Genomic DNA, 26840 nt, shown 5'->3' on the forward strand with positions numbered 1-26840 from the left:
ATTAAAATGGCAAAAAGAATAGGCGGTTCAAGGAGAAAGTCCAGAGGAAAATTAAAAAAGAATATTCGAAATAGGGGAAAACTTAGTTTACGAAGATTTTTTCAAGAACTTGCAATTGGTGAAAAAGTTGTGCTTAATACAGAATCAAGTTTAACTGATGGCATGTATCATTTAAGGCATCATGGTAAAATTGGCACAGTCAAAAGTAAAATCGGCGAATGTTACCACATTCAAATAAAAGATATTAATAAAATAAAAACTCTAATTGTTCATCCAGTTCATTTAAAAAAATTATAGGACTATAAAATGGTAAAACCACAAATAATCTCGGAAATTCCAATCTCTATGTGTGAAGTTAAATTTAAGTTAGATATTATTAAAACTAGGGATGGGGAATTAAATTTCAGATCAACAAGAACTAATGATTATTTAAATCAAGTCGGTTGCATTTTAGACTCTAAAAAAGCTGAAGAATTAAAAAAAAAAATTGAAGGATTAGAGATTCCTAGATTAAAACCTGAACACTTAATAAAAATTATTGATATTCTTCCCGTAACTGAAGACCATTTAAAAATGATTCTTTCCGGATATATTTTAACAATAAGTCAAGCTAATATTAAAAAAATAGTTGAATTAATAAAAGAGTTTGCGCCAAATTAAGTTGCGCTTAAACTATAATTCTTTGATATAAAAGTATTTATAGGAGTTATGCTTTGTAAATATTATATATTTAAAATGGAACGCAAAATAGCTAAAGAGGAAAAAGCAATTGTATTGGATTTTTTACCCCATGGTTATCCTTTTGATGACCGGCCTAGTTATAAAAAGACTGCAATTGTTCAAGCTTTGGGAAAAGATTTTTTTTTATTGCTCGAACTAGTTCCAAAAAAAGGCATTTTTTTACAACCTTATCAAGAAGTCTATATTGGAGAAGGCAAGAGAGATGAAATACACCACATATCCGGTAAATTAACTCTTGACAAACTTACACAAACTGCCCAAACAGAATTAGAATTTATTGTTAAAGATATAGTTAAAAAAAATGAACAAAAATTTGTTAATTTCTTTAATACTGCACAACCATTAACTATGAGAATGCACCAGCTAGAATTATTACCCGGTTTAGGAAAAAAACATATGTGGGAAATTATTGAAGAACGCAAGGATAAGCCTTTTGAATCTTTTGCAGACATAAAAGCTCGCGTTAAGCTTATGCCTGACCCTGAAAAAATAGTGATAAAAAGAATTATATTAGAATTGGCCGGTTTAGAAAAACACTTCTTGTTTGTAGAACAATAGATTTTACCTCATTTTTAAATATTTACCTTTCAATTTATGCATACAAACAACCGGAGTATTTGCAAATATCTTGTAACCTTTTTCTCTTGCCTTATCTCAGATGAATATATCATCAAAGGTATGAATTTTTTTCCATTTAAGTTTACCAACGAATATTCAATATCTTCCATAACTTTTTTTTGATTAAACAACATCCATTGCCGCAATATGCAATTTCAATTAATGCACCATTATTAAGTTCATCTGGATTTACATATCGTTTAAAATCAGTGGTTTTTTTTGTGTCAAATGGCAAATTATTTTGTTTTTTAAATTCTTCAAATTCATAGTCGCTAAGAAACTTAGAGATTAATGGAAAAAATTTAAGAGTATTGTTATGGTCAAAGAAGTACGAAAAACAAATTCCGCTAATAATATCTTTGTCATATTTTAATAATTTTTCAATAATGTTTAGGGGGAATTACATCTTAATCCATGGTAAATAAATAATCATAGTTATTCTTTAGGAAATAATCTCGGATAAAATTTCTCGAATGGATTAATTTATCCATGCCGTCGGGGAGATTACAATCATCTCTTAAAATGAGAATTTCAGTAGATTTTGTTAATTCTTTTAAATAATTATAATAATCAAGAGTATTTGAATTGTCAACTATAAGTATATCATAGTTTGGATATGTTAATTGATTTAAACGTTGAATAAATTCATTTATACAATATTTCATACCCTGGTAAGTAGGGCAGGCAATTAGGATTGCAGGTTGCATCAATGGTTAATTCAATGTTATGTTTATATACTTTATGAAAGTTAAGTTTATATATCTGATGTTTTTAAACTAGGCTTATGAAATGCGAAATCTGTAAAAAAAATATTGAAGAAACTTTTCTGAAAAAATTAATAGGAACTTATATTAATGATATTAAAGGTAAAAAACATAGCATTTGTTTTAATTGTCAGAAAACATTAGGCGGCAAAGAAGAGATTTTAAAAAAGTTATAGATGAAATTTGCCCCTGTAGCTTAGTCGTGACGCATAAACTTTTAAAAAAAGTTTAATCAAAACATAGCAACCAAAACGAGTTTAGGTCACTTAATAATTAATTTGCCCCTGTAGCTTAGTCGTGGAGCAGTTGCCTCGTATGTCTATCAGAGACAGCAGCAGGTCGGGAGTTCAAATCTCCCCGGGGGCTTTTATTACTTGGGATAGAATCAAAAAAATGAAAACAATTGCAGTATCTGGTGGGTTTGATCCCGTGCATATTGGACATTTAAGAATGTTTCAGAATGCACGAGCATTAGGAGATAAATTAGTTGTAATTTTAAATAATTATAACTGGTTAAAGACAAAAAAAGGATATGTGTTTATGCCGGAATCTGAACGAGCAGAAATATTACGAGGATTTAGTTGTGTTGATGATGTTTTTATTACAAATCATGAGCCTAATTGTAGCGATATGTCTGTGTGTTCTGCTTTACGTGAGTTAAGACCAGATATTTTTGCTAATGGCAGTGACCGAAAATCCGATAATGTTCCTGAATATTCTCTTTGCGAAGAACTGGGTATTGAGATGGTATTTAGCGTCGGTGGCGAGAAAGTGCAGAGCAGCAGTGAGATGGTAAAACAATCAAAACTTAATCTACATTAATTTTAATTCGCCAATAATTTTATCTATTTTTCCTTCGATATCAGGCCCTATTGCAAGACAGGTTACTGTGCCTGGAGCAATTACGGTCTTTCCCGCATCAGTGATAAGCGCGGTTGTTAAACCGGCTTCTTCTGCCCGAACCTTTAAAATATAAATTTGGTCTTCATCTTTAACTTTTAAAACTATTTTTTTCTGTCCTTCATTTCTCCATGCAGAAATATTCTTTTTATCTGATTTTAAAACTGCTTCGACTGCAGCATGTGCTGCCTGGCCGGCCATTTTCCCTTTTGGAAGTTTTAGGTCGTCACGGATTAAAATTGCTTGTTTATAATTTTCCATTTTTATTTTTTAAATTATTGTTCTAATTTAAATTTTCCAATTAAATTAATGCGCATCAATACGCGCGAATTTTATTTATTCATGACCGCGCAAGGAACCCAGTTAATGATTATAGATTTTAAATTAATTGAATATTATAACTTTCTGATATCTATATATTCATCATCAATATAAACTTTTGCATCTCTAAATACTTGATCTAGGTGTATCTTGGAATATATTGTGCCCCCAAACCACGCATTGCTGCCTACGGCAATATGCGCAGTTCCCAGCGCTTTTTCATCAATAACAGTAACGCCCATTATTTCAGCTTTAGGATTAATGCCTATGCCTATTTCACCAATTCTTCTATTGCCCCACTTATACGCCGAATTTTCATCTGCCCAATTAATAGATCTTTGTAATAATTCTGCCCCTTTGCCACCGGTAATACTCATTACTTCACTATTTTCAATTTTTAATGTTACTGGTTCTTTTAGAAGGTATGTTCCTTCACGCGTTGCTAAAGAGCCGTCGATAATAACTGTGCCAAAATTTTTTTTTTTTGCTCTTGGTGCAATATAAACCTCACCTGCAGGGATATTGCCCCCTTCGCCAGAATTTTTAAATAACGCATTATTTACTAATGCTTTTTTTCCATAAATGCTTGATTGAAAATCTGTGCCTTTTATTGTTTTTAATTGAATCTTTTTCCCTTCATCCATCAATTGTTTTAATTTTAAACTTTTTCTTTCCAAGTCATTATAATCCAAGTCTAAACAATTCAAAATTTTATGATAATCTAGATTATTTATCATGCCAAGATTTGATGATGATGAAAATTTATGTTTTTGACCTGCATTAAACTTTCTAAAACTATTACCCAAATATCTTAAATTACCTAACTTTCCGGAAATGTTTACAATTACAATGCTTTCTTTAGGCAAATCAGCTAATGCATAAACTACCTTTTGATCACATTCTTCACCTCTAAGTTTAGGACTTTGCATTATAATTGTTGGATTTAATTTAAGATTTTGAGCACTTTTATGATAGGCAGCGCTTAATATGCTCGAGATATTGTAATTCTCACAGCCATAATCTCCAATTATAAGTACATTATCTCCTTTTTGGGCATACAAACAATTTTTTAAAATATTTTCACAGCAGAATATAGCTTCTTTTGTATTATTGATTAAACCAATTTTACCCAACCAAGATAGCACTTCTTTTGATTCCATTTTATAATTTCAACAAGGATATGTTTTTATAGCTTTCGGTACAAGATTTATTTTGTTTTAAACTCTAATTATATTATAATAATAAATGGCTCTATAAAAAATCTATTAACCTCTGTAAAAAACTCGCTGACACCACCAACCAGACCTACTTTATACTCGCCATAATCTCATTTCCCGCAAATATGTTTACAAAAAATGTACATTTAATTATTTAACAAATATAAAAAATGGTCTAAGAAACCAAACCGAGCAAAACTATGATTGACAGTGCCTGATTTCAATTAACAAACAAGCTTTTAACTAACTAATAACCAATAAAAGACAAATAAAAAATAAGTGTATTTTATTAGCATCTCGATATAAATATAAATTAGCCAAGAACCATTTCTTACAATTATTTTTTAGATGCAAATACTAATTGTCAATAAGACAACTCCGGACAGCGCCTAATAAACGATACATTTATAAATAACCTCGCATTACAAATATTTATAGTATTTCTTAAGAGTTGAATAACATGAATGAAAATGTACTAAAAACAGGTACTACAACGGTAGGAATTAAATGCAGAGAAGGGATTGTGCTGGCTGCGGATACAAGAGCGACAGCAGGCACTATGATCGTTGATAAAAAAGCTGAAAAAGTTCATAAAATAATGAATAATATCGCTTTAACAATTGCAGGTTCAGTTTCAGATGTTCAACTTATCATTAAAATATTAAAAGCAGAATTAACACTAAAAGATATAAAAACATATAGACCAAGTACAGTAAAAGAAGCCGCAAATTTATTGGCTAGCATGACATACCAAAACATTAGGAAAATGTCTATGTTGCCCGGTATTGCGCACTTTATACTCGGTGGTTTTGATGATAACGAAAAAAGGCATTTCCATTTATATGATATTTTCCCGGATGGTTCATTAACTGAGATTCAGGATTATATTAGTTCAGGCTCAGGCAGTGTTTTTGCATATGGTGTATTGGAATCGGATTATACCGCCAAAATCTCTGTCGATGAAGCAGTAGAACTCGCAAAAAAATCAGTTAATACCGCACTAAAAAGAGACAGCGCATCTGGAAACGGAATAGACGTGATTACAATAACCAAAGATGGAATACGAAGATTGCCTGAATTAAGAGTTAATGAAGAAGCAATTTAAATATTAAAATATAAATTCTTATAGGAGTATTTTAAAACATGGCAGACATTTTAAAAGAGATTAAAAAAATATTACCAAACGACAAAGTAAGTGATATTTGCTTTGAAGCAGCCAACATTGTTGTTTATACAAAGGATAAAGAATATTTTTTTGATAATAAAGGAACAATAAAACAAGTTGTTGATGAATTTAAAAAAAGGGTAGAATTAAGGCCAGACCCTTCAATTACTTTAGACCCTGAAAAATCAAAAAAAATAATTGAGAAACTAATTTCAGAAGAAGCCGGAATTTCAGAAATTATATTTGATCCGCAAAGATCCAGAGTTATAATACATACAGAAAAACCAGGTTTAGCAATAGGTAAACAAGGTTCCATTCTCACAGATATACGGAAAAAAACATTATGGGTGCCGCTAATTAAAAGAACCCCTGCAATCAAATCACAATTAATTAGCGATATAAGAAATGTGCTCTACCAAAATAGCGAAGAACGCCGAAAATTTTTAGACAGGGTAGGGCATAGAATATACGACGGATGGATAAGAGAAAAAAAGAACGAGTGGGTACGTTTAACATACCTTGGAAGCGGCAGAGAAGTTGGGAGGTCATGCATCATGCTTCAAACACCTGAATCTAGAATTTTACTTGATTGCGGCCTAAGTCCGGGAATTGATGCAGACACATACCCTTTCTTAGAAATACCTGAATTTAATGTAAACGAAATTGACGCGATTATTATTACGCACTCACATTTCGACCATACTGGTTTGATACCTATTTTAATTCGGTATGGATACAAAGGGCCAATTTATTGCACAGCGCCAACAAGAGATGTTATGTCTTTAATATTGCTGGATTCTGTAAAAATTGCAGTCAATGAAGGAAAAACCCCTTTATACAATTCTGACGAAGTGAAGGAAATGGTTAAACAAACCATTTGCCTGGATTATGAAGAAGTTACAGATATAACACCGGATGTCAGACTTACTTTATATAACTCAGGACATATTTTAGGTTCAGCAATGGCTCACTTGCATATTGGGAATGGCTTGCATAATTTAGTTTATACTGGAGACATTAAAGTTTATAGAACAAAATTATTAGAAGGGGCAAATACCAAATTCCCCCGGTTAGAAACAATGATAATTGAATCAACTTACGGCGGAAAAGACGATTTTTCACCGAATAGAAATGATGTTGATGACAGATTAAAAGATATCATTAAAACCACAATAGCTAGAGGCGGTAAACTATTAATGCCAGTTCTTGCATCAGGTAAAGGCCAGGAAATAATGATTATAATTGAAGAGATGATGCGTAACAAAGAGATTCCGGAAATCCCCGTATGGATTGATGGAATGGTTTGGGACATTACTGCAATTCATACCGCATACCCTGAATATTTGAACAGCATAATTAGAAAACAAATTTTCCATAAAGATAATAACCCGTTTTTATCTCATATTTTTAAAAAAGTTGGTTCTCAAAAAGAACGTAAACAATTAATTGAAGATAAGGGACCTTGCATAATACTCGCAACATCCGGCATGCTTACAGGGGGGCCTTCTGTACAATACCTAAAAGAACTTGCAAATGATCCAAGACATTCATTAGTTTTTTCATGTTATCAACCTGAAAACACATTAGGCAGACGTATTAAAAACGGAGAAAAAGATTTTATATTCAAAGAAAATGGAAAACAAGAAATTGTTGAACTAAAATTAGAAGTCCACCGTTCACTTGAAATAAGCGGCCACGCAGACAGAAAAGAATTGATGAGCTTTGTTGGAAAAGTACAACCAAAACCTAAAAAAATTATAGTTGACCATGGTGAAAGTTCAAAATGTTTAGACCTTGCTTCCAGCATCCATAAAATATATAGAATTGAAACAGTTGCGCCTAAAAATTTAGAAACGATTCGTCTTAAATAATTAATTGCATTTATTATCAAAAAGTAAAGTATATTTTTCTACTTTTTCAATGCCGCCAAAATCATAATAATCACTGCATTTGGTGTTGCAAGGCGCAGTCAATGCGACAGGATTACATTTGGCGCATGCATTTGCGCAATCTTGAATTAATAAATTAATATTCTCTTGGCTTGCCGTAGTATACCCTGTTAAAGTTTCACTGCAGCCCGCTACTAAAACTAACAATATAAGAATAATAATTAATATTTTTATCATAATTATTGGTTAATTTATGGATATATAAAGATTGTGGAGAAGCTTTAAAAAAAGGTTTGAATCAATGTCCCCATGAAAAAATGACAAGACAATATATTACTGAATTTAACAAATGTTATTAACTAAAACACTTTTTGATAATTTTGATAAATCATCTTTTTACATTCTTCGGCATCTAAACTTTTGACTTCAGCAATTTTATTCACTCCTTCAACAACATTGGCAGGTTCATTACCCTTGCCGTTAACTATCCCCAGATATGGAGAATCAGTTTCTGTTAAAATTTGCCCAATTGGCAATTCTTCAACAATTCTTTGAAAATGCATAGATTTAACAATATTTGTTGGAATTGAAAAATAATAACCATGATCTCTTGCCTGCTTTGTCAAAGATAAACGGCCGCCAAAACAATGCATAATAACTTTCTTAATCGAGGAACTCTCAAGCATGGAAATAACATCGACTTCAGCTTTCCGTGAATGTACAATTATAGGTTTCCTAATTTTCTCGCACAATTTAATTACTTTTGAAAAAATTTCGCGTTGTTCTTTATTCTTTGTTTGATCCCAATAATAATCAAGACCAACTTCGCCAACTGCTACAATTTGGTCTCTTGCTCCATAAATATACTTTAATTCCGCGTCAATCTCTTCAGATTTCAGTTTTAATGCATCTATTGGATATAAACCAAGAGCAGCTTTTACAATAGAATATTCTTTTACTAATTTTAATGCAGTTCGATTAGTTTTCGGATTAATCCCATTCGTAATTATCGCTTTCAATCCGGCATTCTTTGCATTTTCAATTATAACCCGTAAATCATTACTGTCAAAATGATCCAAGTGCGCATGTACATCTACATACATCATTCCACCACCACAATTCCATTAACAATGTTTCGTTGTGTGCCATGTATTAAATAATTATCCTTTCTAATATGTCCCGTTTTGTTATACGTTTTATCAAGCACCATCTGAACAGAGCTACCTGAATCAAGACACATCGCAGATTTAACCCCAAGTTTCATTAAAATATCTGACAATTTATCAATTGTAGTTTTTGCAGTTGTTAACATCAAAAAATTTCCATGCCCAGTAATGGCAATTGCCGATCTATATTTAGATTTTAAATGATAATTATCAAACTGTTCATTTATCCTTGCCCTTTCCCAAACATTTACACCTTCAGAAACCAACATCCACCCTGCCGTTAAAAAATAGTCAGCATTGGAAATATCATTAAAGTAACCAATTTTAGGAATACCTTCTGAATCAATCAAAAGAGAAGCTCTATTTTTATAATCCGGATAACCTGGTTTAGGCTTCCAATTTGTTTTAACGGTAGATATTGCAATCATATCCTTTTTAAATTCAGTTTTACGTTGAATCCTCCTGCCGTTTACTACTTCTCTCCCAACTATATGATAAGTCTCAGTATTAAAAAAACTGCCGTTAATAGCAGCTAATACATTTTCACCGCTTTGAATTTCGTATGCCGAAACAATTTGCTCAAGCTTTTGACCTTTAGGCGCAAACTCTCTTACTTTATCCTCTTCAGAATCCTCTTCAGAATTAAAATCAGGTAAATATGGACAAACCGCAGATGCAACTTTTATTTTATGCTTCCATGGACTTCTTAAAAAAGCGTGCATTTCTACACCACCATATTTAATCTTTTGATAAACACCCTGCCTAGAATCCATTATTTGTTCAATTAGCCATTCCTTTTTAGAAGGTTCACCAATAACTGAAATAGGAGAAAACGTTAAATACGCTCCCAAACTTAACGAAATCACCTTCTTTGTTAAATTAAACATGCTATAATAAGAATCATGCCACTATTTTAAATTTTTCGTATCTTAGCAACAAAAAATCCTTCGGTATCATTATCTTGAGGATATATCCTCAAACATTTCTTAACTTCGGGATTAAACATTTTTCCTTCAAATGCAAAAACAGCAGGGCCTCGTTTAATCTCCATTTCAATATCTTCTAACTTCGCGTTTGAATATTTATCAAGCAACCATGATATCACAGCTTCATTTTCATCAGGCTCTAATGTGCAGGTAGAATAAACCAATACGCCCCCTTTTTTAAGGTTTTCAAAAGCAATTTCAATAAGTCTTCTCTGTTGTCCAGCAACAGCAAAGACTGAATTAGGATTCCAATCACGAATAGTGCGCAAAGATTTTCTTATAGTTCCCGTGCCTGAACAGGGCGCATCCACCAAAATTTTATCAAACTCAAATCCTTTGAATCTCCAGCCCTGCATCAAAGTGATTATTGTATTTGAAACACCGCATCTTTGCAGATTAATCCCTAATGGGGCTAACCTTTTACCAGATACGTCATTAGCAATTAATACTCCTTTATTTTCCATATATTGCGCAATCTGTGAAGCTTTGCTACCGGGGGCGGCGCACATATCTAAAACTACCTCTCCCGGTTGCGGGCAAAGAACAACTGGCGGAATCATTGAAGCAGCTTCCTGCACATATATATAACCTAAAGAATGTTCAATCAAATTGCCTATGTCAGTTCTTTCCCCTTTAATCCAAAAACCTTCTTTGCACCAGGGTACCGGTTCAAGTGTCCAATCTTTTTCTAATCTGTTTACTAACTCTTTAACTGAAATTTTTAAAGTATTAACCCTAATGCATTTACGAAGCCAGGCTAATGAATACTTTCTAAATATATCATAATCTTCACCAAGTAAAGCTTTATAACGTTCTTCAAATTTAGGCTTAAATTCAATACTTTTCCAACCGGGTAACATAGAAAGTCCCATATAAGCATTGTAACCTAAGCCATATTAAAAAGCTTTCCCTAAACTTGTGTTGCCTAAAAAGTCCATTGTCTGTATATTAGTATCTAAAAATCCATTTAATCTCTGCAATGATTCTCTTGCTCATCTAATTAAATGTGAGCATACTAATCGAAAATAGAACGACTTTGGATAATACACCATTTTCCGCTCATTAAATAATTAAATATCAACCCCCTGTAAACACAGAGATGGAAAATGGAATTCTATAAAACCACTAAATTAAAAAAACATAAAAAAATAAATAGTAAGTTTACTCTTCTTCAGAATTATAATTAGGCACAGCCATTTTATTTACAATTAAAATATCGCCAATTGAACGTACATATTGATGAGGAACAATTACCCCTTTAGCACTGCCTAAAACTTTGTTTAAGAAAGAATTTTTAGTAGCCCTAATTTTCCAACCAAATAATTTATTATTAGCAATAATCGATTCTTCAACTTCACCAAAATAATCCCCTTCATCAGTATAAACAGGCATATTTTGAGTTTGACTTAGTTTTTTAGTTTTTAACATAATTTACCACCCGCAATGATTATATGAAATTATAATATATCTATGTTTATAAAATTATCGGAACAAGATAAGAAGTTTTTTATACAACATATAGATTGCAATCAATATGAAACCAATAATCGGCGGACAAGCAGTAATTGATGGAGTTATGATGAAAGGCCCAAGACATTATGCAATATCAATAAAAAAAACAAATGGTAATATAAAAACTAAAACTGAATCACTAAACAACCGCCACTTTAAACCCTTCAAATGGCCTATTATCAGAGGTTTCGTTAACTTAGTGGATATGTTAATATTAGGACTTAAAAGCCTGCAATGGAGCGCTAATGAACAAGATAATACAAATGAGGAAATAGGCTGGAAAGAATACGCTTTTTTACTTGCAACTTCATTGGGTTTTGCTATCGGGCTATTTATAATATTCCCATTATTTCTTACAAAATTAATTACAAACTCAAAAGGTTTAGCATTTAATGTAATTGAAGGATTATTAAGAATATTGATTTTCGTAATATATTTGTTAATAATAGGTTTAATGAAAGATATTCAAATACTATTTCAATATCACGGCGCAGAACATAAAGCAGTAAACTGTTATGAGGCAGGTGAAAAATTAACTCTCAAAAATGCAGAAAAATTTACTACGTCCCATCCTAGGTGCGGTACCTCATTCATATTAATTGTCTTAATACTCTCAATTGTGCTTTTTTCAGTAATCACAAGTGAATTATGGTTAGTCAAGTTTTTGGTAAGAATATTTTTTATTCCCTTAATTGCCGGTATATCATATGAAATACTTCATTATAGCACAAAAAATAAAAGTAACCCTATTCTTAACATGTGTATAACCCCTGGATTATATTTACAACGCCTTACAACTAGAGAACCTACCAAAATCCAATTAGAAGTTGCGTTAGAATCATTGACATCAGTACTTGACAAAACATTAAAAAGCGTCTAACTCTTCAAGTATATGTTTTTTCACAGACATAGTTCCTTCAGTTCCGCAATAAGGACATCTAACAAAAGGCTTATCTCTCTCTTTTTTATAAGGTTCCATTTCAAAATTGCACTTACTGCACTTGAATTTTACCATGTTTCATCTAAAAACGTCTAAGTTTAAAAAGTTTTCCCTAAAGCAAAAACAATATCCAATTACCTAATACTAACGTAACCACATAAGCGATTAAAAAACTAGGAATAAAAGGTATACCTTCTTTAATCAAAATAAGATTAATTTTTTTCTTTTTATATAACTCGTTTAATATGCTGATTTGTTTTTTATTTATTCCCAAATCACTCGGTCCAGCTATTTTTTTTCCATTACTCAAAATGTCTTCAGCTATCCAATCACCTTCAGTCAACATTGACGGCAAAACTTTTTTTAACATTGCCACATTTTCAATAACCTTTGTATAAACCCACATATAAAACATTAAAGGTGATGCTAATGATAATAACCATAAAGGATACCTAAATTCAATTAAAAAAAATGAAGATACTAACGAAATTAAACTAATCACAAATATAGGAATCTTAAAAGCATTTGCTCTCCTTGTTTTTAGAACCTGAACAAATTCATGCCCTGTTTTTGACCAATTCGCAATAAACAGGTAAAATGTCCAAACAAGTCCATAAATACTTCCAAAAATAACTAAATTAAACAAAAAGATGAAAAATAATTGAACCTCGGCATTAAAAGTTAACCCAAAAACTGCACCAAGCCCCATCAAAAGTTTGGCATCACCCCCGCCCCATTGTCCTGTATAAAACAACAAACAAGCCAACAAAAACGCTACGCCAAGGCCCAGCAATCCACTTAAAAAAATATTGTAATCATACAAATATACTGAATAAATACCCCTCAATGAAATAACACCCAAAATTAGCCCGTAATTTAACCAATCCGGCACTTCCCGATTTTTCAAATCCGTTAGAGAACCTGCTAAAATTACAATAAATCCCAATATAAATAGTATTAAATCATACATAATATACTGTAATGCCTAAAAAAGTTTATAAATATTCTTATAGTTGAAACCTTAATGACAGATATAACTAAAAAAGTGAAGGGTTTATTCAAATGGATTAAAAGCAATAGTTAAATATAATAAACAAACCACAATATAATTAAGACGCTAATTCTAAAAATACCGATTTAACCAATCAGATAGATTTATAAATATTGTTGCCCCATTAAAAATAATGAAAATTATAGACATTATTAAAAAAAGAAGATCAATTCGTGAATTTTTAGATAAACAAGTTGAATTTCATAAAATTGTAGACGTAATTGAAGCAGGTATGCATGCGCCAAGCGCAGGTAATTTGCAAAACTGGAAATTTATAATTATAAGAGATCAAGAAAAAAGAGAACAGATTGCAGAAGCATGTGTAGAACAATATTGGATTTCTCTGGCGCCTGTTATGATTATAATATGTTCAGAAAATGAAAGAGCTGAACGATATTATGAAGAAAGAGGAGTTAATTTTTATAATATTCAAAATTGCGCAGCAGCTGCGCAAAATATGTTATTAATGGCAACAGAATTAGGACTTTCATCATGCTGGATTGGCGCATTTAACGAAGACAGAATCAAATCTTTGTTATTAATACCAGAAAACGTTAAAATTAATATAATCTTGCCAATCGGTTATTCAAACACTAAACCTGAAGAAAAACACATGTTAGATATTAAAGAATTATTTTATTATGAGGAATGGGGAATTAAAATTAAAAATATTCATAAGATTATGGGAATTGAAACTGCAACCTTCAAAGATATTATATTAAAGGGAAAAGAATTAATTAATTTAACGAGTCAAAAAATTTCTGAAACTTTGCATCCTAAATAATCATAACAAAAATTTCAAGATATCAAATTAAAATAACACTATTGCCCAATACATCCAAAAAAATGGCAAAATCATTTTTTAGGCCCATAACTAAATAGTTCTTAAATAATTACTTAATAATAATTATAATCTTGTTATAAATTAAGAATAAAATAATTTAAGATAAATGGAATCCTAAATTTAAATTCTCAAAATTAAACTTTAATAATTGTCATCTTCAACGCTTTCTTTGCAATATTCACAATAACCTGACTCTTCAACTTCTGCCCCGCACAAAGGACATTCAAAACTTGAAGGTACCTCTTCTTCTTCTTCAAATTCCTCAAAATACATACATTTCACCCCTTTTAAAAAATTTTAATTCTTTATTTTTACCCAAATTTTGTTCAATTTTCTGAAAATTTAAGATAAGATTGCGTAGCAATAAAAAATAGAATGAATTTATAATGGATAATACCATATTTGTTCTATCACCTTATAAAAAAATTGACCGAGGATATTTATATACTTTTGTTTTATTGAAGAGTATAGAAAGAAAATAGTTTTATATATGATGTAAGATTACCTCATATATGTTAGAGGCGATGGTCTAGCTGCACAACCTTTTTAAAAACTCAAGAACAAAGTTCTGGGCGCATAAGCAAAGTTTATTGCGAGCTTAACCAAACAACCCGGTATGATTTGCATTCGCAAACCATAACGACAAACAGCAAAATGGGGCTATGGTCTAGTGGCTATGACATCTCGTTGACTTAGACAACTTCGTTGGCTAATAAAAACTGCGAAGCTGTTTTCAAATTCGAGAGGATCCCCGGTTCGAGAAGGATATAGATAACACTAATTCATGAAAATCCGGGTAGCCCCATTATTTTTCTTAAAAATTAAATCAAAATTGACAAAGAATAACTAACCAAACGACACATTTAATGTATTATAAAATAAGTTAAAAATATTTTATTTTTAAACTTTAGAACTAAACGAACATAATGAACGCAGGTTCAGGATTTTTCCAATTTCGCAAGAAGCTTTGCTTCTGCATCCAAACCTTCTATGTTGAATTTTGCTTGGCAAAAAAACTGAACTAGTCATTCTCTACTCTGGGAGCAAGAATAAATGATAATAACAGTTTATCCACAACTTTATAATCTAGTTTTAATGGATAATCAGAACTAAAATTGATATAAACATCATCAGCAAGTTTTGAAGCAACAATCATTTTCTTAAGATATTCGATGGAATATTTAGCTTTTTGAGTATCTCCTACTACCTCAATAGCAGCTGAATCTCCTGGTTGAATCTCAATCTTTGCATGTGATAAATCCCCTTCAGCTTGAACTGTGAACATTTCCTTTGATACTTGAAATAATACGGAATCACCAACAATATCAGCATCTTCAATTGCATCAGTCAAAATGCTTGAATGTAACCTTAATCCTGAATTAAAAGTTAATTCCGGCACTCTTTGTTCACGTTCGTCAAGTTCGATTATAGGCAGACTGAATGTCCTTACATTACTTCCCCTCAGGGTAACAAGTAATTTATTTGCATCCGACATTTCAAGTGTAAGAATATCAGAAGGTTTAATCCTTCTAAAAATTTGTTTTAAATTTGATAAATTTATTGCAATTTCAACAGGCTGATCAAGCACATATTCTGTAAATGCGCTTGAAAATAATTTGAATACAACCATTGCAACATTTGCAGGATCCATTGCCACAAGCTCAATTGCTTCAGCATTGACTTTAAATGTTGCTTCAGTGACTAAATCTGAAATAATTGAGATACTTTCTTTAAAATATTTGGGTTCTGCTAAAGTTAATTTCATTTGTATTAATACCTCTAAAATAAGAAAATAATTAGATTAAGCTTTATATAGATTTATATTGTGAAATCTATTCATCAACAAAATCATCTAACTTAATTTGATCTTCCCCAATAGCATCAATTTTACCTTTAGCTTTAAGATATTCTTTGGCTAGGATATAGAAAATCAATCCTAAAGATTTTTTACCTTTATTATTGCAGGGTATTACTAAGTCTATATTATTAGACTGGTTATTTGTGTCACATAGCGCAATAACCGGAATACCTATAATTGAAGCATCTTTGATTGCATTTCTATCGGGCCAAGAATCAGTTACTAACATAATCTTTGTTTCCATGTAAGTTTCAAGATTCGGGTTTGTTAATATTCCCGGGGGATATCTTCCAGCAAAGGCTTTTACTCCGGTAAGCTTGCTAAATTTTTTAACCGCTTTCCACCCATTTTCTCTTCTTGAAACAATCAAAATATCTTCGGGCGCATAATTAGATATTAAATTTATTAATAACCTTATTCTTTCATCAATTTTCTGTAAATTTAAAACTGAAAGTCCATCAGATCTAGTTTTATAAATAAACTGTTCCATATATTTTGTCTTAAATTTTGTGCCAATATGAATACCCGCTTTAAGATACACATCTGACGCTACTAAAAATTGTCCATCTTGTTTATTTTCTTCTATCATTTTATTCACCCTAATATCTTAACAATAAATAAGACAGTTCAAGAAAAATTCTTTGAACCGCAATTTTATCGCCTCTGCAGTTACGCCATACGTCCAATTAAGCTTACCATATAGCTAGGCTATTATTCTTTAATATTAATACTCAATTTATAAAGCTTCCTATAAAAAAGAATTTATTCTTCTCCAAATTTTTCTGAATCTTTTACAAACTCCGATTCATCTGACTCATCTTCTTCTTTGTTTATTGAATCCTCAGAAATAACTGATTTATCTAAATCAGAACTAACTACTTCAGCAAAACCCACTTTTTGCAATACTTTTGTAACCCTTACTCGTAATTCATCTCCTTCTTTAACCCCTGAAACAAATAAAATAAATCCCCCCACTCTGGCAAGACCATCGCCTTTTTCACCAACCGCTTCAATTTTAACATCTAATTCGTCACCAACTTTAACTGGCGCTTCTCTCATTCTGTCATTCATCATTTGAATACCTCAATTAATTTAATCCACTAAATAAAAAATTTATATTTAAACTTTTGGAATTCTAAGACATCCCAAACACCCTAACAGCATGCATTAAGTCAGTTAGAAAGTTAATTGTTTCAAGTCTAATATATAAATAAGCCCCGCCTAATGCAAACACAAACATCATTACCAAAAATACCATTAACAAACGATTTTTTTGTTTGAGAAGTTTATTTTGTTCTCGTTGTAATTTTTGGCTATAGGAAATTTCATAATTTTTCCCGTTATCATCTTTATATTGCATGTCATTTCACCCCGCAATAATCTCTTGCTAAATAAAATCAAGTTTAAATACATTTAGGAATCAAAAAATATATCTTAGATAAGGATAAAATAAATTGAATAATAACAATAAAATTACAATAGAATTAACAAATTTCCAAACGCTTCTAACTTTATTTTGATTTAAAGTTTTAAACAAGGATAACTGAAACATCCTACCGCCATCAACTGGTCCTAAAGGTAAAAGATTGGCTAAACCAATTCCTACGCTCAATACAAAAAGCCATAATAAAAATTCCCTCAAATAAAGAATGAACCATGGTAAATAATTACCCCAATTTTCTGCAATAGAGGGATTTACTTTTAAATTTTGCGAATGAACTATTCCCAAATAAGGCATTGATTCATTGTTAGGGTGATTCCCCAATACAATGTCATATTCATTTTTACCATCCGAAAAAATAATCACATCTCCCGGTTTATTTAAAAATAAAACATCAGCAAAATTTTTAGTTGAATTAAGTTTTAAATCATTTACAGATCTCACAATATAACCTTCTTCAAGTCCCGCCAAATCAGCGGGTTTACCATCTTCAACCTTGTCAATTTTAATACCATCAAAATCTATTAATTTGTCGATAGTAGGACTTATTATGTAACCAAGTAGTAATAATATGATTATACCTGTTAAAATATTAGAAAAAGGACCTGCGCTAAACACTGAAAGTTGCGCCCTAAATGAACTTTTCCTTAATTCAGTTTCATCAGGTTCTACAAAAGCCCCAATAATTGGACCAAAAAAAACCACCCCTGAATTTTTAACTTTAATTTTATATGCCCTTGCGACTACACCGTGCGAAAATTCATGTAAAGCCGCAACTATAAATATTGCTATAATTCCATACCAAAATGGCACAAATATGGGTGATCCGGGAATTTTTATACCGGGAATAACTGGAGTAATAACCGGCGGCGCATTTGGATTACTCAACAAATTAAATGCCCCATCAACTAAAATATATGATATATAAATCATACCAAGAAAACCTACAAAAATTCCGATAAAACTCAAAAATTTAATTATTCGCGGAAACTTTTTAGCTAACCAAGACATACTACTAATACCAAGATGTGTCCTGTAAAGTGCAATAATATTTGCATAAATTTGGAACTTATCTCGATTCAAATATACTAATAATACGATTAAAAGATAAAAAGAGATTACTAATATCATATTTAGATTCATGATCTATTTCTTACGAACAGTACGCAATGCTTTGCTTTTACATTTTCTGCAACTGACTTTGCCTTGTAAAACCTTCATGTTATTTGTCCTAATTTTAGATTTGCATTTACGACAAACAAATATATCTTTATGCAATCTTGCATGTGCTTCTGGAAATTTTACCATTTTATTTATTCGCTCTTCGTTTGTTTCATTATTCTTTCCCCTAAAATATCCCAATAAAGTATATTCGCCCCTTCAACGCACTCACTCTTTAACTCTTCAGGTATTTCAAGGTCAAATGTTTCGTATGTTTCTGAATCCATCACGTTAGCCATATTTCCTGTTGTGGATAATACTTGAGCTGATTTTTTACTAATAATCGGAACTTCCATTTTTTCATGACCCGGCATAACGGTATTTCTTTTCTTGCCATCAATTAACCCTACAGCCGTAAGATTAATTTTTGCATGGCCGTGTTTGCCCGGTTTTGAATATTTAGTCTCTACAACTTTACAAGCTACCCCTTCAATAATAACATAGCTTCCTTTTTTTAAATCCGTTGCATTTACTAATTTTATATCGCTCATCTGTTCGACACCCAGTATTGCAAAAAAGTTAGTCCTTTTTAAATCTATCGGCTTATTATAGCAAAGATATACCATAATAGGACATTAAATCATTTAGAGGCTAACTTCACATCTTTTGCTTTAACAGTTTTTCTGCCAGCATGTTGCGCTAATTTAACTGCATGCCCCCCTATTTCATCCCCTATCTCTTCTATCATTTCTTTAAGAGCAACTTTAGCGCTTTCAGAAACTCTTTCAGCTCCTGCATTTTTTAGTAATTTTTCCATTGCTGCCAATGGTAAAAGCTTTTGCGTAGCCATAATTTGCCTCCGCTATTTATCAGCAATGCCTATTTTATAAATCTTTCGCTGAATTTAACTCTATTGACTAAACCAAGCAAAAATTGATTTTTTTTTAACTTTTGAAGAAAGATTTCTTAATCTTTTTTCAAACAGCTCACCATTAGGATAAGATTTTTCAGCTTTTCTAAAATCAGAAGTATGATAAGCATGTTTACCATTAGAGACTCTAAATTTTAGAGATTTATGTAATATTTCATGATACATTACATAATCAAGTAGTTCTATGTCCTGTTCTAAAAAAATTTTGCTCATTGAAATTGTGTCAGTATGAAAATTATAACAACCAAGTTTTCTCTTAGAAAATGAACCCCACACTAAATTAGGTGTTTCAATCTGATTAGAAAAAAACTGTTCATTAACTCTGTCAAATGAACGTTTTAAAAAAGGGTCAATTTTATCTTTATTTATTCCTAAATGTAAATTTTTAATAAAATTATTATATAATTTAATATTAAGAGTAGATTTTATTGCCCCATTTTTTCCTCCTGCAACTTTTAACAATAAATCCTGAATTAAACCAATAATGATTTCTTTGTCAATTCCATGCCACGATTTGGAAAGTTTCATTTCAAGGTTATAAAAACCAGAAATTCTAATATTCGCATTGTACGGCGCAAATTTACCTGAATATTTTAATTTACTCCTATAAATATACTCTCTATCGGGATAAAGTTCTTTAAATGCGCGTTCTATTAAGTCCATTAAAACAACAAAAACAAAAGAGTTAATATAATTTTAGGTTCCATGCTCTTATGATGGCAGATATTCTTTTTATTTTTCAGTTAAATCATTAATTTGCGCACTGCGAGCTTCAAGTTACAATTTTGTCTTCTAATTCTTTTGATAACATTCCCTAAAACAGAGCATCAGGGTATTCAGCCCATGAAAAAAAAAATTACCCTCAAACATTAAATGAGCAACACGCAAAAAGTTTGCTTCTGCACGCAAGCCTAAAAAATCTTCTATAACCTGAACTAATGTTTTAAATTGAAACATTCTGTTTGCTTTTTTCCATTATCTTTTCCAAATCCGGCACATTCTGCGCTCTGGAAATCTCATCCCTCAATTTCCTTGCGCCTTCTAAAGATTTAGTAAACCATTGCGCATTCATTTTTAGCTCAGCCAAATTAACTTTGCAATGTTTTTTGTAAAGTTCATACCACTCATTAAACAAATACTTTGGTTTAATGTCTTTACCTTTAGCAAGATAATGCTTAATTTTTTTAAACGCATAAGGATTACCAATTGTAGTCCTACCAATCATAATAGAATCACATTTTGTTAAATGAAACATAAGTTGAGCATCTTCACCTGTAAAAACATCACCATTTCCAATAACTGGAATTGAAACGGTTTCTTTAACCTTTTTTATTTTGTCCCAGTCTGCTTTTCCTGAATAACCTTGGGCAGTTGTGCGCGCATGTACTGTTATCGCACTTGCACCGGCATCTTCACAAATCTTCGCAATTTTAAGATAATTTTTTTCAGTCCTAATTTTTACAGATACCGGAATCGCAACAGCTTTAACCACAGCTTCAACAATTTCTTTAACCTTGCTGGGTCTTTTTAATAATGCGGCCCCTGCGCCTTGATCAAGAATACTTTTAGAAGGACATCCTAAATTAATATCAATCATATCAACTTTATCTTCATATATTTTTGCGGCATTAACAAAATTCTCAGTGTTTTGACCAAATAATTGCTGCACAAACGGCCTTTCCTCTTTCAAAAATTTAGTCATCTCGAGACTCCGGGAGTTTTCTCTAATCAGCGCATTTGCAGAAACCATTTCATTAAAAATTATATCCGCCCCATATTTTTTACAAAGTAATCTAAATGGCAGATTATTTATCTCAGCCATTGGCGCAAGAATGATTTTTTTGTTCAGATCAAGCTTCTTCATACTCATACCTTAAAACAGCTGCAACACCACCCATCTCTTTTAACTGAACACCCTCTCTTGTATCTGTAGAAATAATTTTAATAGTTGTACCCATTTTTTCAGCTTCTGCTTCAAACTCAGTAATTATTTTATCATCTAACATTTCAGATAATAAAAGAACATCAACCACACCTAAGGGAATTAATCTTAAAACTTCATCTTTTCCATAACTTACCTGTTTAGGTTTAGTATTTAACAAATCAAAAAACTGCGACATTGCCCTTTTCTCGTCCATAACTTCTTCTTTTAGCAATAAATCTTCTGACCTGTCAAGTAATTCTTGCAATCCAAATTCACCGGTATAAGATAAATCTTTAGTGCCTATGATTCTCTTTTTTACATCCCCAGTTAAATAATCTTTACCCATAAAACTTTCAACTGTCGTTCCCGGTCCGCCTATAATAATGCCTTTTAATTCAGGCCTGCCCAAAAACGCTTCTTTCATATACTCTGCAATTTTTTTAAAATGATCCTTAATGGCCCCTTCTCTTAAACGCGCAAATCTTTGGGCGCTTTGACCCCCTGCTTTTATTTTCCCCGGCACTTCTGAATGAGTTTTACGTAAAGGTATAATCACTTTACCTTTCAACAAAGCAATCATTGCATCTCTCCTATCAAGAACAACTAATCCATAAAACTCTTTAATATCGAACATATCTTCTAAAGGTTCAAGAACAAACTCTTTATCGCATCTGTACAGTCTCTGATTTAATTTCACCGGGGGTTCAAGACTCCAAACCTTAATATCTGTTTGTCCTTCACGTTCTGCAACATTGCCTGAAAAAATCACCAAACCATTTTCAGGAGTTTTATTAAACAAACGCAAATGTTGAATCATTTTTTCAAGAGCGTCTTGCACGTTTTTTTTTGTGGAACTTGATTTAATATTTGAAGCTGTGCCTTGTTCTTGCGCAAGATGATTAATTATTTTATTCATATCATATCCCGCAGGAACATATACACTAACTAATTCAGTATGTCTTCCTTTAAACTCTTCCAATTCTTTAACAAATTTTTTCAAAGTATGTCTTTCTTTGCTAGTTATTATCATAATATTATAAACAAATTACTCCGTTTATAAACCTTGTGCATAGATAGCTTTATAAACTATCCAAATTTCTAAAGATTAATATAAAAGGGGCTGTGGGGTAGCTTGGCTATCCTTCGAGGTTTGGGTCTAATGAGACATTTGTCAATGATAGCAAAAGACCTTGCGACCCCGGTTCGAAACACAAATTAATCTTGTGCGAATATCCGGGCAGCCCCACCATTTATATCCAAAAACAGTAACATTTATAAATGGATTAAAAAGATTCTCTAGATGAGGCATCTATACAATGGCAAAAAAAAAACCGTTATCTACCAAAAGATTTGGAGCAAGATATGGTAATACTATTAAAGAAAAGTATGCTAAAATCGAATCCGAACAACGAAGACTGCACAAATGTCCTTATTGTAAACAACCAAAAGCAAAAAGACTTGCATCAGGAATCTGGCATTGTAAAAAATGTAATTCTAAATTTACAGGCAAAGCATATACTTTAAGTAAAAAAGCCATATTGGCTGTTGAAGGTGAATAAACATGGCCGAATACAAATGTTTCCAATGCGACAAAACCATAAGTCCGGATTATTTAAGAAAAAAAATACGTTGCCCCTATTGTGGCAGTAAAATGTTATTTAAACCTACTGTATTAACTACCAAAATTAAAGCAAGATAAAGGTTTAAGATGAATTATCATGCAGAAATTACTATTAAAAAAGATATAGAAAACCTCTATAAAAGTTTCCTCCCGGAAATTGCTTCTACACCAAGGGCAATAATTAATCTTAAAAAAACGGATAATAAATTAAAATTCATTATTGAAGCCCAAGATTCGGTTGCGCTTCGCGCAATATTAAACAGTATAACTAAATTATTAGATGTATATGAAAAGGTCCAAAAATGAACCAAGAATTGTCAAAAGAAACACAGGAAAAGATCACACAACTGCAAATGATGGAACAAGCATTGCAAAACTCAGTTCTGCAAAAACAACAATTAAGTACACAATTAATTGAAATAGATTCTGCAATTAAAGAACTTGAAACAACTCCTAAATCATATAAAATTATAGGCAATATAATGATTGACACTAACAAAATTGAATTGACAAAAGATTTAATTAAAAAAAAAGAATCAACAGAATTAAGGATTTCTACTATTGAAAAACAAGAACAAAGATTTCAAGAAAAAGCAAAGTCTATGCAAGAAGAATTAATGAAAGAAATAAAAGGTGATTAAAGTGATCCCACTTTCAGAACAACTTCCTTCCATTATTGGATTATTAAATGAACTTAGTGATGATGCATGTTTACCTAAAAATGTTAAATTTAAGATTCAAAACGTTATTCAAATTTTAAATAATTCTGAAGAACCAACTATCAGAGCCAACAAAGCCTTGCAAGAATTAGATGATATAAGTGAAGACAACAACCTTCACCAATACATAAGAACACAAATTTGGAATGTGGTTAGTATATTATCCAAAATCAATTAACTCTAAATTATATTTAGTGAGATATATTTTAATAATATACTTCTATTTTTGATAAATTTAGAATAGTTTGAACTTATTTTTAAACAAATAATAATAAGGAATTGCAACCCCATTTTCAAGGAAAATAAATTGGAAAGATAAAAATCTGATCTTCCCTTTGATATTTTTGACTTCTATATATCTCCCTATACCAAACTGATTTTTTCTTAAATTAAGCCTTGCAAAAAGATTAGGAAACAAACTAATTAAATATAAAAAAATACCGGTTGTTAAAAACAATAACAAAAATATCCCTCCCGCTATTAATGTCCAAAATAAAAATCCTACAGAATTAAGAACTGATATTAGAGATACAAAATAAATAAGATATTTTACTGCTGAACTCACAAACCTATCCAATGATACTTTCAGCTTAGTGGTTTTTTTAAACAAATAATTAATTTCTAACTCTTTCATGAATCTAAGAGTGATTCTTTGCGCCAATTTGCCAATAATTACCCCAACCAAAACTATAACAACTGCCACGATTACCTTATTATATAATAGTTTAAAATCCATTATAGGATATAAAAAGAATTACGTTTATAAATGTTGTTGATTATATACCATTAAGTATGGCAAAAAAAAGCAAACCTAAAAATATGACTGAAAAAGAAAACAAAAAAGTAACTGCATCTGACAGGATTAAAGAACTTGAAGATGAAATTTCTAAAACCAAATATAATAAAAAAACTCAGCATCATATTGGTTTAATTAAAGCAAAAATTGCTGCTCTTAAAGAAAAACAAGAATCGCGAGGAAAAGGAGGAGCAAAAGCTGAAGGTTATGCAGTGCGTAAATCTGGAGATGCAACCGTTGTGCTTGTAGGATTTCCATCAGTAGGTAAATCTACATTATTAAATAATTTAACAAACGCAGATTCTAAAGTTGGTGCCTATGCATTTACAACATTAGAAGTAATTCCGGGACTTCTTGAACATAAATCTGCAAAAATACAAATTCTCGATGTTCCTGGAATTATGCAGGGCGCAGCAGCTGGAACCGGAAGAGGCAGAGAGGTAATATCAATAATGCGTAACGCTGACTTATTGCTTATAATAATCGAAGCCAATAATCTAAAACAGCTGGATGTTTTAATGAAAGAGATTCAAGATGCCAAAATTAGAATCAACCAGGTAAAACCAGATGTGAAAATAGTTAAAACTTCTAGGGGGGGAATTGACCTAGGAATCACTTGTAAACTGACACACTTAAAAAAAGAAACTATAGTGGGCATGCTCAAAGAGTTCAAAATTATGAATGCCCAGGTCGTAATCCGGGAAGATATTGATGCTGACCAATTAATTGATATAATTGACTCTAATAGATTCTATGTTCCTTCAATAGTCCTCATAAATAAAATTGATATGGTAGATGAAAGCATTATTCAAAAAATACAAAAAGAAATTAACCCCGATTTATTTATTTCAGCGCATAAAAAGATTAATTTAGAACTGCTCAAAGATCAAATATTTAATAAATTAAATTTTATCCGAATTTATACAAAAGAAATTAATAAACCCGCTAAAATGAACGAACCTTTAATCATGAAGAAAAATACAACAATTCAAGATGTTTGCAGAAAACTTCACAAAGATTTTGTGAAAAAGTTTAAGTATGCTAAAATTTGGGGTTCATCTAAATTCCCAGGACAAGAACTCAGAAAGCTTGATAGAGTATTAGAAGATAATGACCTCATCGAGATCCATTTAATTTAATAGTCATGGCCGGAACATAACACTTCATAATTAATTCTTTTCAACTTTGCAAGCGAGAATTTCATATCTACCGGGTTAGAAGTTGGTAAATCCACTCTTCCAAATCCGTTTCTAAACAGGGTGTCACCAGAAAACAGTATTTTATTTTTATATAAAAAACAAACACTCCCCCCGGTATGCCCGGGCGTTTCAATAATTTCAAAATTATCAAGCTTCTTAAAAGGTTTTATATCAATTTTTTTTAAAATTTGAATTATTTTTTCATCAAATACTAAACCTTTTGCAACTTTATGAAAATTATCTATACATATAGCTGAAGCATAAAAAGTAGCATTATGGAATAAATCAACACAACCTACATGATCGCAATGAAAATGTGTTAATAATACAATTCTAATAGCTTCAGGATTAAATAATTTTTTAATATCTTGTTTTATTTGTGCTAAAAACTCACGATTACCGCAATCAATTAACATCTTTTCTTCTTTCAAATAATAAATATTAGAATCATTAGCAACTTTCCAGATATTATCTGTAATTTTCTCAATCATCTTCGATTTCTACGCTCATAAGCAATCAACTTTTGCAAAGTTTCAACTTTTTGCATAAGTTCAAGTTTATTCTTATCTTCCAGATTAAGTTTATTTGCATAACCGGTAAAGTTCCAACGCTTAAAATATTTTTTAAACGGGATATCACTTACACCACCTTAAAAAAAAAGAATGCAAAAAACATTTTTTAAATGTCTTTTGCCATAACAGTTCTTCTGCCATTTGCATCAGCTCTTTGTATTGCCGCTTTCACAAGCTCAATAACTCTTTGATCAAGTGCCTCTGCAAAATCACCAGATATATTAAACCCCTGCGCTACCTCTTTTATTTGCGATTTAACTACTAACACTTAAAACACCTCTTATAGTATTTAACTATGTTTTTATTATACATTTAAAAACATTTGAACTTTATAAATATTTGGTAATTTGGGTTTATAGGCTTTGTAACTAATAAATTTAGAATATATTAAACTGTATCTATGTGTGTTCTATCCTATATTGAGTTTACACCTAAATATATATGTGCGGGTGTCTCATAATTGAGAGATTGATGTATTCTCTCAAAATTATAATAGTGTGTCCA

Annotated in this window: 40 protein-coding genes and 2 tRNA genes; 17 read left to right on the forward strand and 25 right to left on the reverse strand. The window is 31.2% G+C overall.

Annotation, left to right across the window (positions count from 1 at the left end):
- The first annotated feature begins 6 nt into the window (after nt 1–6).
- From J4418_00450 to J4418_00460, 3 genes are read left to right on the forward strand one after another with little or no spacing between them, the layout of a single operon-like run.
- Nucleotides 7–297, forward strand: a complete 291-nt coding sequence (locus J4418_00450; protein ID MBS3112542.1) for a 50S ribosomal protein L21e — start codon at nt 7–9, stop codon at nt 295–297.
- Nucleotides 298–306: 9 nt separating this feature from the next.
- Nucleotides 307–660, forward strand: a complete 354-nt coding sequence (locus tag J4418_00455) for a hypothetical protein (protein MBS3112543.1) — start codon at nt 307–309, stop codon at nt 658–660.
- A gap of 48 nt (nt 661–708) precedes the next feature.
- Nucleotides 709–1299: a DUF655 domain-containing protein gene (locus tag J4418_00460; GenBank protein ID MBS3112544.1), complete on the forward strand. Its 591-nt coding sequence runs from the start codon at nt 709–711 to the stop codon at nt 1297–1299.
- Between the two features lie 142 nt (nt 1300–1441).
- Here the strand turns inward: J4418_00460 and J4418_00465 are convergent, their stop codons facing one another.
- Nucleotides 1442–1594, reverse strand: a complete 153-nt coding sequence (locus J4418_00465) for a hypothetical protein (protein MBS3112545.1) — start codon at nt 1592–1594, stop codon at nt 1442–1444.
- Between the two features lie 172 nt (nt 1595–1766).
- On the reverse strand, nt 1767–2066 hold the full coding sequence (locus J4418_00470; protein MBS3112546.1) for a hypothetical protein: 300 nt from the start codon (nt 2064–2066) through the stop codon (nt 1767–1769).
- Between the two features lie 77 nt (nt 2067–2143).
- Between J4418_00470 and J4418_00475 the strand changes: the two genes are divergently transcribed.
- From J4418_00475 to J4418_00485, 3 genes are all read left to right on the forward strand, one after another.
- Nucleotides 2144–2299 carry a hypothetical protein gene (locus tag J4418_00475; GenBank protein ID MBS3112547.1) on the forward strand — a complete coding sequence of 52 codons (156 nt, stop codon included), beginning with the start codon at nt 2144–2146 and terminating at the stop codon, nt 2297–2299.
- A gap of 104 nt (nt 2300–2403) precedes the next feature.
- A tRNA-Thr gene (locus tag J4418_00480) sits at nt 2404–2489 on the forward strand.
- Nucleotides 2490–2516: 27 nt separating this feature from the next.
- On the forward strand, nt 2517–2945 hold the full coding sequence (locus J4418_00485) for an adenylyltransferase/cytidyltransferase family protein (GenBank protein ID MBS3112548.1): 429 nt from the start codon (nt 2517–2519) through the stop codon (nt 2943–2945).
- Here J4418_00485 and pth2 read toward each other — a convergent pair.
- Together pth2 and J4418_00495 are read right to left on the reverse strand one after the other, a co-directional pair.
- Nucleotides 2937–3284 carry a peptidyl-tRNA hydrolase Pth2 gene (gene pth2 / locus J4418_00490; GenBank protein ID MBS3112549.1) on the reverse strand — a complete coding sequence of 116 codons (348 nt, stop codon included), beginning with the start codon at nt 3282–3284 and terminating at the stop codon, nt 2937–2939. The two genes, J4418_00485 and pth2, sit on opposite strands and share 9 nt — an antisense overlap.
- A 134-nt stretch (nt 3285–3418) precedes the next feature.
- Entirely contained in the window at nt 3419–4504 is a 1086-nt protein-coding gene (locus tag J4418_00495) for an aminopeptidase (protein ID MBS3112550.1), read from the reverse strand.
- A 517-nt stretch (nt 4505–5021) separates the two neighbouring features.
- Here J4418_00495 and J4418_00500 point away from each other — a divergent pair.
- Together J4418_00500 and J4418_00505 are read left to right on the forward strand one after the other, a co-directional pair.
- Nucleotides 5022–5666 (forward strand): proteasome subunit beta, encoded by a 645-nt coding sequence (locus J4418_00500; protein MBS3112551.1) that lies wholly within the window; start codon nt 5022–5024, stop codon nt 5664–5666.
- Nucleotides 5667–5704: 38 nt separating this feature from the next.
- Entirely contained in the window at nt 5705–7597 is a 1893-nt protein-coding gene (locus J4418_00505; GenBank protein ID MBS3112552.1) for a beta-CASP ribonuclease aCPSF1, read from the forward strand.
- On the opposite strand, the gene J4418_00510 is transcribed toward J4418_00505, so the two are convergent.
- From J4418_00510 to J4418_00530, 5 genes are all read right to left on the reverse strand, one after another.
- On the reverse strand, nt 7598–7852 hold the full coding sequence (locus tag J4418_00510; GenBank protein MBS3112553.1) for a hypothetical protein: 255 nt from the start codon (nt 7850–7852) through the stop codon (nt 7598–7600). It abuts the gene before it with no gap.
- Between the two features lie 122 nt (nt 7853–7974).
- A complete protein-coding gene (locus tag J4418_00515) occupies nt 7975–8718 on the reverse strand; it encodes a TatD family hydrolase (protein ID MBS3112554.1) in 744 nt (247 codons plus the stop codon).
- On the reverse strand, nt 8718–9668 hold the full coding sequence (locus J4418_00520; GenBank protein ID MBS3112555.1) for a phosphodiester glycosidase family protein: 951 nt from the start codon (nt 9666–9668) through the stop codon (nt 8718–8720). The genes J4418_00515 and J4418_00520 overlap by 1 nt, the downstream gene beginning before the upstream one ends.
- 26 nt (nt 9669–9694) lie before the next feature.
- Nucleotides 9695–10627, reverse strand: coding sequence for an RsmB/NOP family class I SAM-dependent RNA methyltransferase (locus tag J4418_00525; protein MBS3112556.1), 933 nt, complete (start codon nt 10625–10627; stop codon nt 9695–9697).
- A gap of 301 nt (nt 10628–10928) precedes the next feature.
- Complete coding sequence (locus J4418_00530) at nt 10929–11195, reverse strand: PRC-barrel domain-containing protein (protein MBS3112557.1); 267 nt, start codon at nt 11193–11195, stop codon at nt 10929–10931.
- A gap of 106 nt (nt 11196–11301) precedes the next feature.
- On the opposite strand from J4418_00530, the gene J4418_00535 reads away from it, so the two are divergent.
- Nucleotides 11302–12159, forward strand: coding sequence for a DUF1385 domain-containing protein (locus J4418_00535; GenBank protein ID MBS3112558.1), 858 nt, complete (start codon nt 11302–11304; stop codon nt 12157–12159).
- On the opposite strand, the gene J4418_00540 is transcribed toward J4418_00535, so the two are convergent.
- Nucleotides 12145–12294: a rubredoxin gene (locus tag J4418_00540; GenBank protein ID MBS3112559.1), complete on the reverse strand. Its 150-nt coding sequence runs from the start codon at nt 12292–12294 to the stop codon at nt 12145–12147. The genes J4418_00535 and J4418_00540 overlap by 15 nt on opposite strands.
- A gap of 37 nt (nt 12295–12331) precedes the next feature.
- Nucleotides 12332–13189 carry a prepilin peptidase gene (locus J4418_00545; GenBank protein ID MBS3112560.1) on the reverse strand — a complete coding sequence of 286 codons (858 nt, stop codon included), beginning with the start codon at nt 13187–13189 and terminating at the stop codon, nt 12332–12334.
- Nucleotides 13190–13403: 214 nt separating this feature from the next.
- On the opposite strand from J4418_00545, the gene J4418_00550 reads away from it, so the two are divergent.
- Nucleotides 13404–14054: a nitroreductase family protein gene (locus J4418_00550; GenBank protein MBS3112561.1), complete on the forward strand. Its 651-nt coding sequence runs from the start codon at nt 13404–13406 to the stop codon at nt 14052–14054.
- Between the two features lie 1081 nt (nt 14055–15135).
- Here the strand turns inward: J4418_00550 and pcn are convergent.
- The 11 genes from pcn to prf1 form a co-directional block, all read right to left on the reverse strand.
- Nucleotides 15136–15879, reverse strand: a complete 744-nt coding sequence (gene pcn, locus J4418_00555) for a proliferating cell nuclear antigen (pcna) (protein ID MBS3112562.1) — start codon at nt 15877–15879, stop codon at nt 15136–15138.
- A gap of 67 nt (nt 15880–15946) precedes the next feature.
- Nucleotides 15947–16561, reverse strand: a complete 615-nt coding sequence (gene rpsB / locus J4418_00560; GenBank protein ID MBS3112563.1) for a 30S ribosomal protein S2 — start codon at nt 16559–16561, stop codon at nt 15947–15949.
- Between the two features lie 173 nt (nt 16562–16734).
- Entirely contained in the window at nt 16735–17043 is a 309-nt protein-coding gene (locus J4418_00565; protein MBS3112564.1) for a TRAM domain-containing protein, read from the reverse strand.
- A 64-nt stretch (nt 17044–17107) separates the two neighbouring features.
- On the reverse strand, nt 17108–17332 hold the full coding sequence (locus J4418_00570; GenBank protein ID MBS3112565.1) for a hypothetical protein: 225 nt from the start codon (nt 17330–17332) through the stop codon (nt 17108–17110).
- Between the two features lie 60 nt (nt 17333–17392).
- Complete coding sequence (locus tag J4418_00575; protein ID MBS3112566.1) at nt 17393–18346, reverse strand: site-2 protease family protein; 954 nt, start codon at nt 18344–18346, stop codon at nt 17393–17395.
- Nucleotides 18347–18559: 213 nt separating this feature from the next.
- Nucleotides 18560–18721, reverse strand: coding sequence for a hypothetical protein (locus J4418_00580; GenBank protein ID MBS3112567.1), 162 nt, complete (start codon nt 18719–18721; stop codon nt 18560–18562).
- A gap of 5 nt (nt 18722–18726) precedes the next feature.
- Nucleotides 18727–19125 carry a translation initiation factor IF-5A gene (locus tag J4418_00585; protein MBS3112568.1) on the reverse strand — a complete coding sequence of 133 codons (399 nt, stop codon included), beginning with the start codon at nt 19123–19125 and terminating at the stop codon, nt 18727–18729.
- A gap of 89 nt (nt 19126–19214) precedes the next feature.
- Entirely contained in the window at nt 19215–19424 is a 210-nt protein-coding gene (locus J4418_00590) for a histone family protein (GenBank protein MBS3112569.1), read from the reverse strand.
- A 60-nt stretch (nt 19425–19484) separates the two neighbouring features.
- Nucleotides 19485–20168 carry a hypothetical protein gene (locus J4418_00595; protein ID MBS3112570.1) on the reverse strand — a complete coding sequence of 228 codons (684 nt, stop codon included), beginning with the start codon at nt 20166–20168 and terminating at the stop codon, nt 19485–19487.
- 280 nt (nt 20169–20448) lie between these two features.
- Nucleotides 20449–21369, reverse strand: coding sequence for a tRNA dihydrouridine synthase DusB (gene dusB, locus J4418_00600; protein ID MBS3112571.1), 921 nt, complete (start codon nt 21367–21369; stop codon nt 20449–20451).
- The gene (gene prf1, locus J4418_00605) at nt 21356–22459 is read right to left on the reverse strand and encodes a peptide chain release factor aRF-1 (GenBank protein ID MBS3112572.1); all 1104 of its coding nucleotides are present in this window, start codon (nt 22457–22459) and stop codon (nt 21356–21358) included. The genes dusB and prf1 overlap by 14 nt, the downstream gene beginning before the upstream one ends.
- A gap of 86 nt (nt 22460–22545) precedes the next feature.
- Here prf1 and J4418_00610 point away from each other — a divergent pair.
- The 6 genes from J4418_00610 (at nt 22546) to J4418_00635 (ending at nt 23947) form a co-directional block, all read left to right on the forward strand.
- Nucleotides 22546–22678 (forward strand) — tRNA-Pro (locus J4418_00610).
- 67 nt (nt 22679–22745) lie between these two features.
- Nucleotides 22746–22988, forward strand: a complete 243-nt coding sequence (locus J4418_00615) for a 50S ribosomal protein L37ae (GenBank protein ID MBS3112573.1) — start codon at nt 22746–22748, stop codon at nt 22986–22988.
- 2 nt (nt 22989–22990) lie between these two features.
- A complete protein-coding gene (locus J4418_00620; protein MBS3112574.1) occupies nt 22991–23128 on the forward strand; it encodes a DNA-directed RNA polymerase subunit P in 138 nt (45 codons plus the stop codon).
- 9 nt (nt 23129–23137) lie between these two features.
- On the forward strand, nt 23138–23356 hold the full coding sequence (locus J4418_00625; GenBank protein MBS3112575.1) for a hypothetical protein: 219 nt from the start codon (nt 23138–23140) through the stop codon (nt 23354–23356).
- Nucleotides 23353–23691, forward strand: coding sequence for a prefoldin subunit beta (locus J4418_00630; GenBank protein ID MBS3112576.1), 339 nt, complete (start codon nt 23353–23355; stop codon nt 23689–23691). Before J4418_00625 ends, J4418_00630 begins: the two co-directional genes overlap by 4 nt.
- Entirely contained in the window at nt 23684–23947 is a 264-nt protein-coding gene (locus tag J4418_00635) for a UPF0147 family protein (GenBank protein MBS3112577.1), read from the forward strand. Before J4418_00630 ends, J4418_00635 begins: the two co-directional genes overlap by 8 nt.
- A 57-nt stretch (nt 23948–24004) precedes the next feature.
- Here J4418_00635 and J4418_00640 read toward each other — a convergent pair whose 3' ends face one another.
- Nucleotides 24005–24505, reverse strand: a complete 501-nt coding sequence (locus tag J4418_00640) for a hypothetical protein (protein MBS3112578.1) — start codon at nt 24503–24505, stop codon at nt 24005–24007.
- Nucleotides 24506–24588: 83 nt separating this feature from the next.
- Here J4418_00640 and J4418_00645 point away from each other — a divergent pair, with 83 nt between their 5' ends.
- Nucleotides 24589–25704 carry a GTP-binding protein gene (locus tag J4418_00645; protein MBS3112579.1) on the forward strand — a complete coding sequence of 372 codons (1116 nt, stop codon included), beginning with the start codon at nt 24589–24591 and terminating at the stop codon, nt 25702–25704.
- Here J4418_00645 and J4418_00650 read toward each other — a convergent pair.
- Both J4418_00650 and J4418_00655 read right to left on the reverse strand, forming a co-directional pair.
- Nucleotides 25701–26255 (reverse strand): MBL fold metallo-hydrolase, encoded by a 555-nt coding sequence (locus J4418_00650; GenBank protein ID MBS3112580.1) that lies wholly within the window; start codon nt 26253–26255, stop codon nt 25701–25703. The genes J4418_00645 and J4418_00650 overlap by 4 nt on opposite strands.
- A 187-nt stretch (nt 26256–26442) precedes the next feature.
- A complete protein-coding gene (locus tag J4418_00655) occupies nt 26443–26604 on the reverse strand; it encodes a DUF1931 domain-containing protein (protein ID MBS3112581.1) in 162 nt (53 codons plus the stop codon).
- Nucleotides 26605–26840 lie beyond the last annotated feature (236 nt).

The organism is Candidatus Woesearchaeota archaeon (genome assembly GCA_018303425.1).
Classification (GTDB): domain Archaea; phylum Nanobdellota; class Nanobdellia; order Woesearchaeales; family JAGVYF01; genus JAGVYF01.

What these genes read in the sequence shown, in the direction of transcription:
- J4418_00625 (MBS3112575.1), top strand. Translation starts at nt 23,138, where the DNA reads ATGAATTATCATGCAGAAATTACTATTAAAAAAGATATAGAAAACCTC.
- pcn (MBS3112562.1), bottom strand. Translation starts at nt 15,879, where the DNA reads ATGAAATTAACTTTAGCAGAACCCAAATATTTTAAAGAAAGTATCTCA.
- J4418_00455 (MBS3112543.1), top strand. Translation starts at nt 307, where the DNA reads ATGGTAAAACCACAAATAATCTCGGAAATTCCAATCTCTATGTGTGAA.
- J4418_00525 (MBS3112556.1), bottom strand. Translation starts at nt 10,627, where the DNA reads ATGTTACCCGGTTGGAAAAGTATTGAATTTAAGCCTAAATTTGAAGAA.
- dusB (MBS3112571.1), bottom strand. Translation starts at nt 21,369, where the DNA reads ATGAAGAAGCTTGATCTGAACAAAAAAATCATTCTTGCGCCAATGGCT.
- J4418_00620 (MBS3112574.1), top strand. Translation starts at nt 22,991, where the DNA reads ATGGCCGAATACAAATGTTTCCAATGCGACAAAACCATAAGTCCGGAT.
- pth2 (MBS3112549.1), bottom strand. Translation starts at nt 3,284, where the DNA reads ATGGAAAATTATAAACAAGCAATTTTAATCCGTGACGACCTAAAACTT.
- J4418_00535 (MBS3112558.1), top strand. Translation starts at nt 11,302, where the DNA reads ATGAAACCAATAATCGGCGGACAAGCAGTAATTGATGGAGTTATGATG.
- J4418_00470 (MBS3112546.1), bottom strand. Translation starts at nt 2,066, where the DNA reads ATGCAACCTGCAATCCTAATTGCCTGCCCTACTTACCAGGGTATGAAA.
- J4418_00640 (MBS3112578.1), bottom strand. Translation starts at nt 24,505, where the DNA reads ATGGATTTTAAACTATTATATAATAAGGTAATCGTGGCAGTTGTTATA.
- J4418_00510 (MBS3112553.1), bottom strand. Translation starts at nt 7,852, where the DNA reads ATGATAAAAATATTAATTATTATTCTTATATTGTTAGTTTTAGTAGCG.
- J4418_00495 (MBS3112550.1), bottom strand. Translation starts at nt 4,504, where the DNA reads ATGGAATCAAAAGAAGTGCTATCTTGGTTGGGTAAAATTGGTTTAATC.
- J4418_00645 (MBS3112579.1), top strand. Translation starts at nt 24,589, where the DNA reads ATGACTGAAAAAGAAAACAAAAAAGTAACTGCATCTGACAGGATTAAA.
- J4418_00545 (MBS3112560.1), bottom strand. Translation starts at nt 13,189, where the DNA reads ATGTATGATTTAATACTATTTATATTGGGATTTATTGTAATTTTAGCA.
- J4418_00500 (MBS3112551.1), top strand. Translation starts at nt 5,022, where the DNA reads ATGAATGAAAATGTACTAAAAACAGGTACTACAACGGTAGGAATTAAA.
- J4418_00540 (MBS3112559.1), bottom strand. Translation starts at nt 12,294, where the DNA reads ATGGTAAAATTCAAGTGCAGTAAGTGCAATTTTGAAATGGAACCTTAT.
- J4418_00485 (MBS3112548.1), top strand. Translation starts at nt 2,517, where the DNA reads ATGAAAACAATTGCAGTATCTGGTGGGTTTGATCCCGTGCATATTGGA.
- J4418_00590 (MBS3112569.1), bottom strand. Translation starts at nt 19,424, where the DNA reads ATGGCTACGCAAAAGCTTTTACCATTGGCAGCAATGGAAAAATTACTA.
- J4418_00615 (MBS3112573.1), top strand. Translation starts at nt 22,746, where the DNA reads ATGGCAAAAAAAAAACCGTTATCTACCAAAAGATTTGGAGCAAGATAT.
- J4418_00530 (MBS3112557.1), bottom strand. Translation starts at nt 11,195, where the DNA reads ATGTTAAAAACTAAAAAACTAAGTCAAACTCAAAATATGCCTGTTTAT.
- J4418_00630 (MBS3112576.1), top strand. Translation starts at nt 23,353, where the DNA reads ATGAACCAAGAATTGTCAAAAGAAACACAGGAAAAGATCACACAACTG.
- prf1 (MBS3112572.1), bottom strand. Translation starts at nt 22,459, where the DNA reads ATGATAATAACTAGCAAAGAAAGACATACTTTGAAAAAATTTGTTAAA.
- J4418_00585 (MBS3112568.1), bottom strand. Translation starts at nt 19,125, where the DNA reads ATGAGCGATATAAAATTAGTAAATGCAACGGATTTAAAAAAAGGAAGC.
- J4418_00580 (MBS3112567.1), bottom strand. Translation starts at nt 18,721, where the DNA reads ATGGTAAAATTTCCAGAAGCACATGCAAGATTGCATAAAGATATATTT.
- rpsB (MBS3112563.1), bottom strand. Translation starts at nt 16,561, where the DNA reads ATGATAGAAGAAAATAAACAAGATGGACAATTTTTAGTAGCGTCAGAT.
- J4418_00650 (MBS3112580.1), bottom strand. Translation starts at nt 26,255, where the DNA reads ATGATTGAGAAAATTACAGATAATATCTGGAAAGTTGCTAATGATTCT.
- J4418_00595 (MBS3112570.1), bottom strand. Translation starts at nt 20,168, where the DNA reads ATGGACTTAATAGAACGCGCATTTAAAGAACTTTATCCCGATAGAGAG.
- J4418_00570 (MBS3112565.1), bottom strand. Translation starts at nt 17,332, where the DNA reads ATGCAATATAAAGATGATAACGGGAAAAATTATGAAATTTCCTATAGC.
- J4418_00575 (MBS3112566.1), bottom strand. Translation starts at nt 18,346, where the DNA reads ATGATTTATATATCATATATTTTAGTTGATGGGGCATTTAATTTGTTG.
- J4418_00505 (MBS3112552.1), top strand. Translation starts at nt 5,705, where the DNA reads ATGGCAGACATTTTAAAAGAGATTAAAAAAATATTACCAAACGACAAA.
- J4418_00515 (MBS3112554.1), bottom strand. Translation starts at nt 8,718, where the DNA reads ATGTATGTAGATGTACATGCGCACTTGGATCATTTTGACAGTAATGAT.
- J4418_00550 (MBS3112561.1), top strand. Translation starts at nt 13,404, where the DNA reads ATGAAAATTATAGACATTATTAAAAAAAGAAGATCAATTCGTGAATTT.
- J4418_00565 (MBS3112564.1), bottom strand. Translation starts at nt 17,043, where the DNA reads ATGAATGACAGAATGAGAGAAGCGCCAGTTAAAGTTGGTGACGAATTA.
- J4418_00450 (MBS3112542.1), top strand. Translation starts at nt 7, where the DNA reads ATGGCAAAAAGAATAGGCGGTTCAAGGAGAAAGTCCAGAGGAAAATTA.
- J4418_00520 (MBS3112555.1), bottom strand. Translation starts at nt 9,668, where the DNA reads ATGTTTAATTTAACAAAGAAGGTGATTTCGTTAAGTTTGGGAGCGTAT.
- J4418_00460 (MBS3112544.1), top strand. Translation starts at nt 709, where the DNA reads ATGCTTTGTAAATATTATATATTTAAAATGGAACGCAAAATAGCTAAA.
- J4418_00475 (MBS3112547.1), top strand. Translation starts at nt 2,144, where the DNA reads ATGAAATGCGAAATCTGTAAAAAAAATATTGAAGAAACTTTTCTGAAA.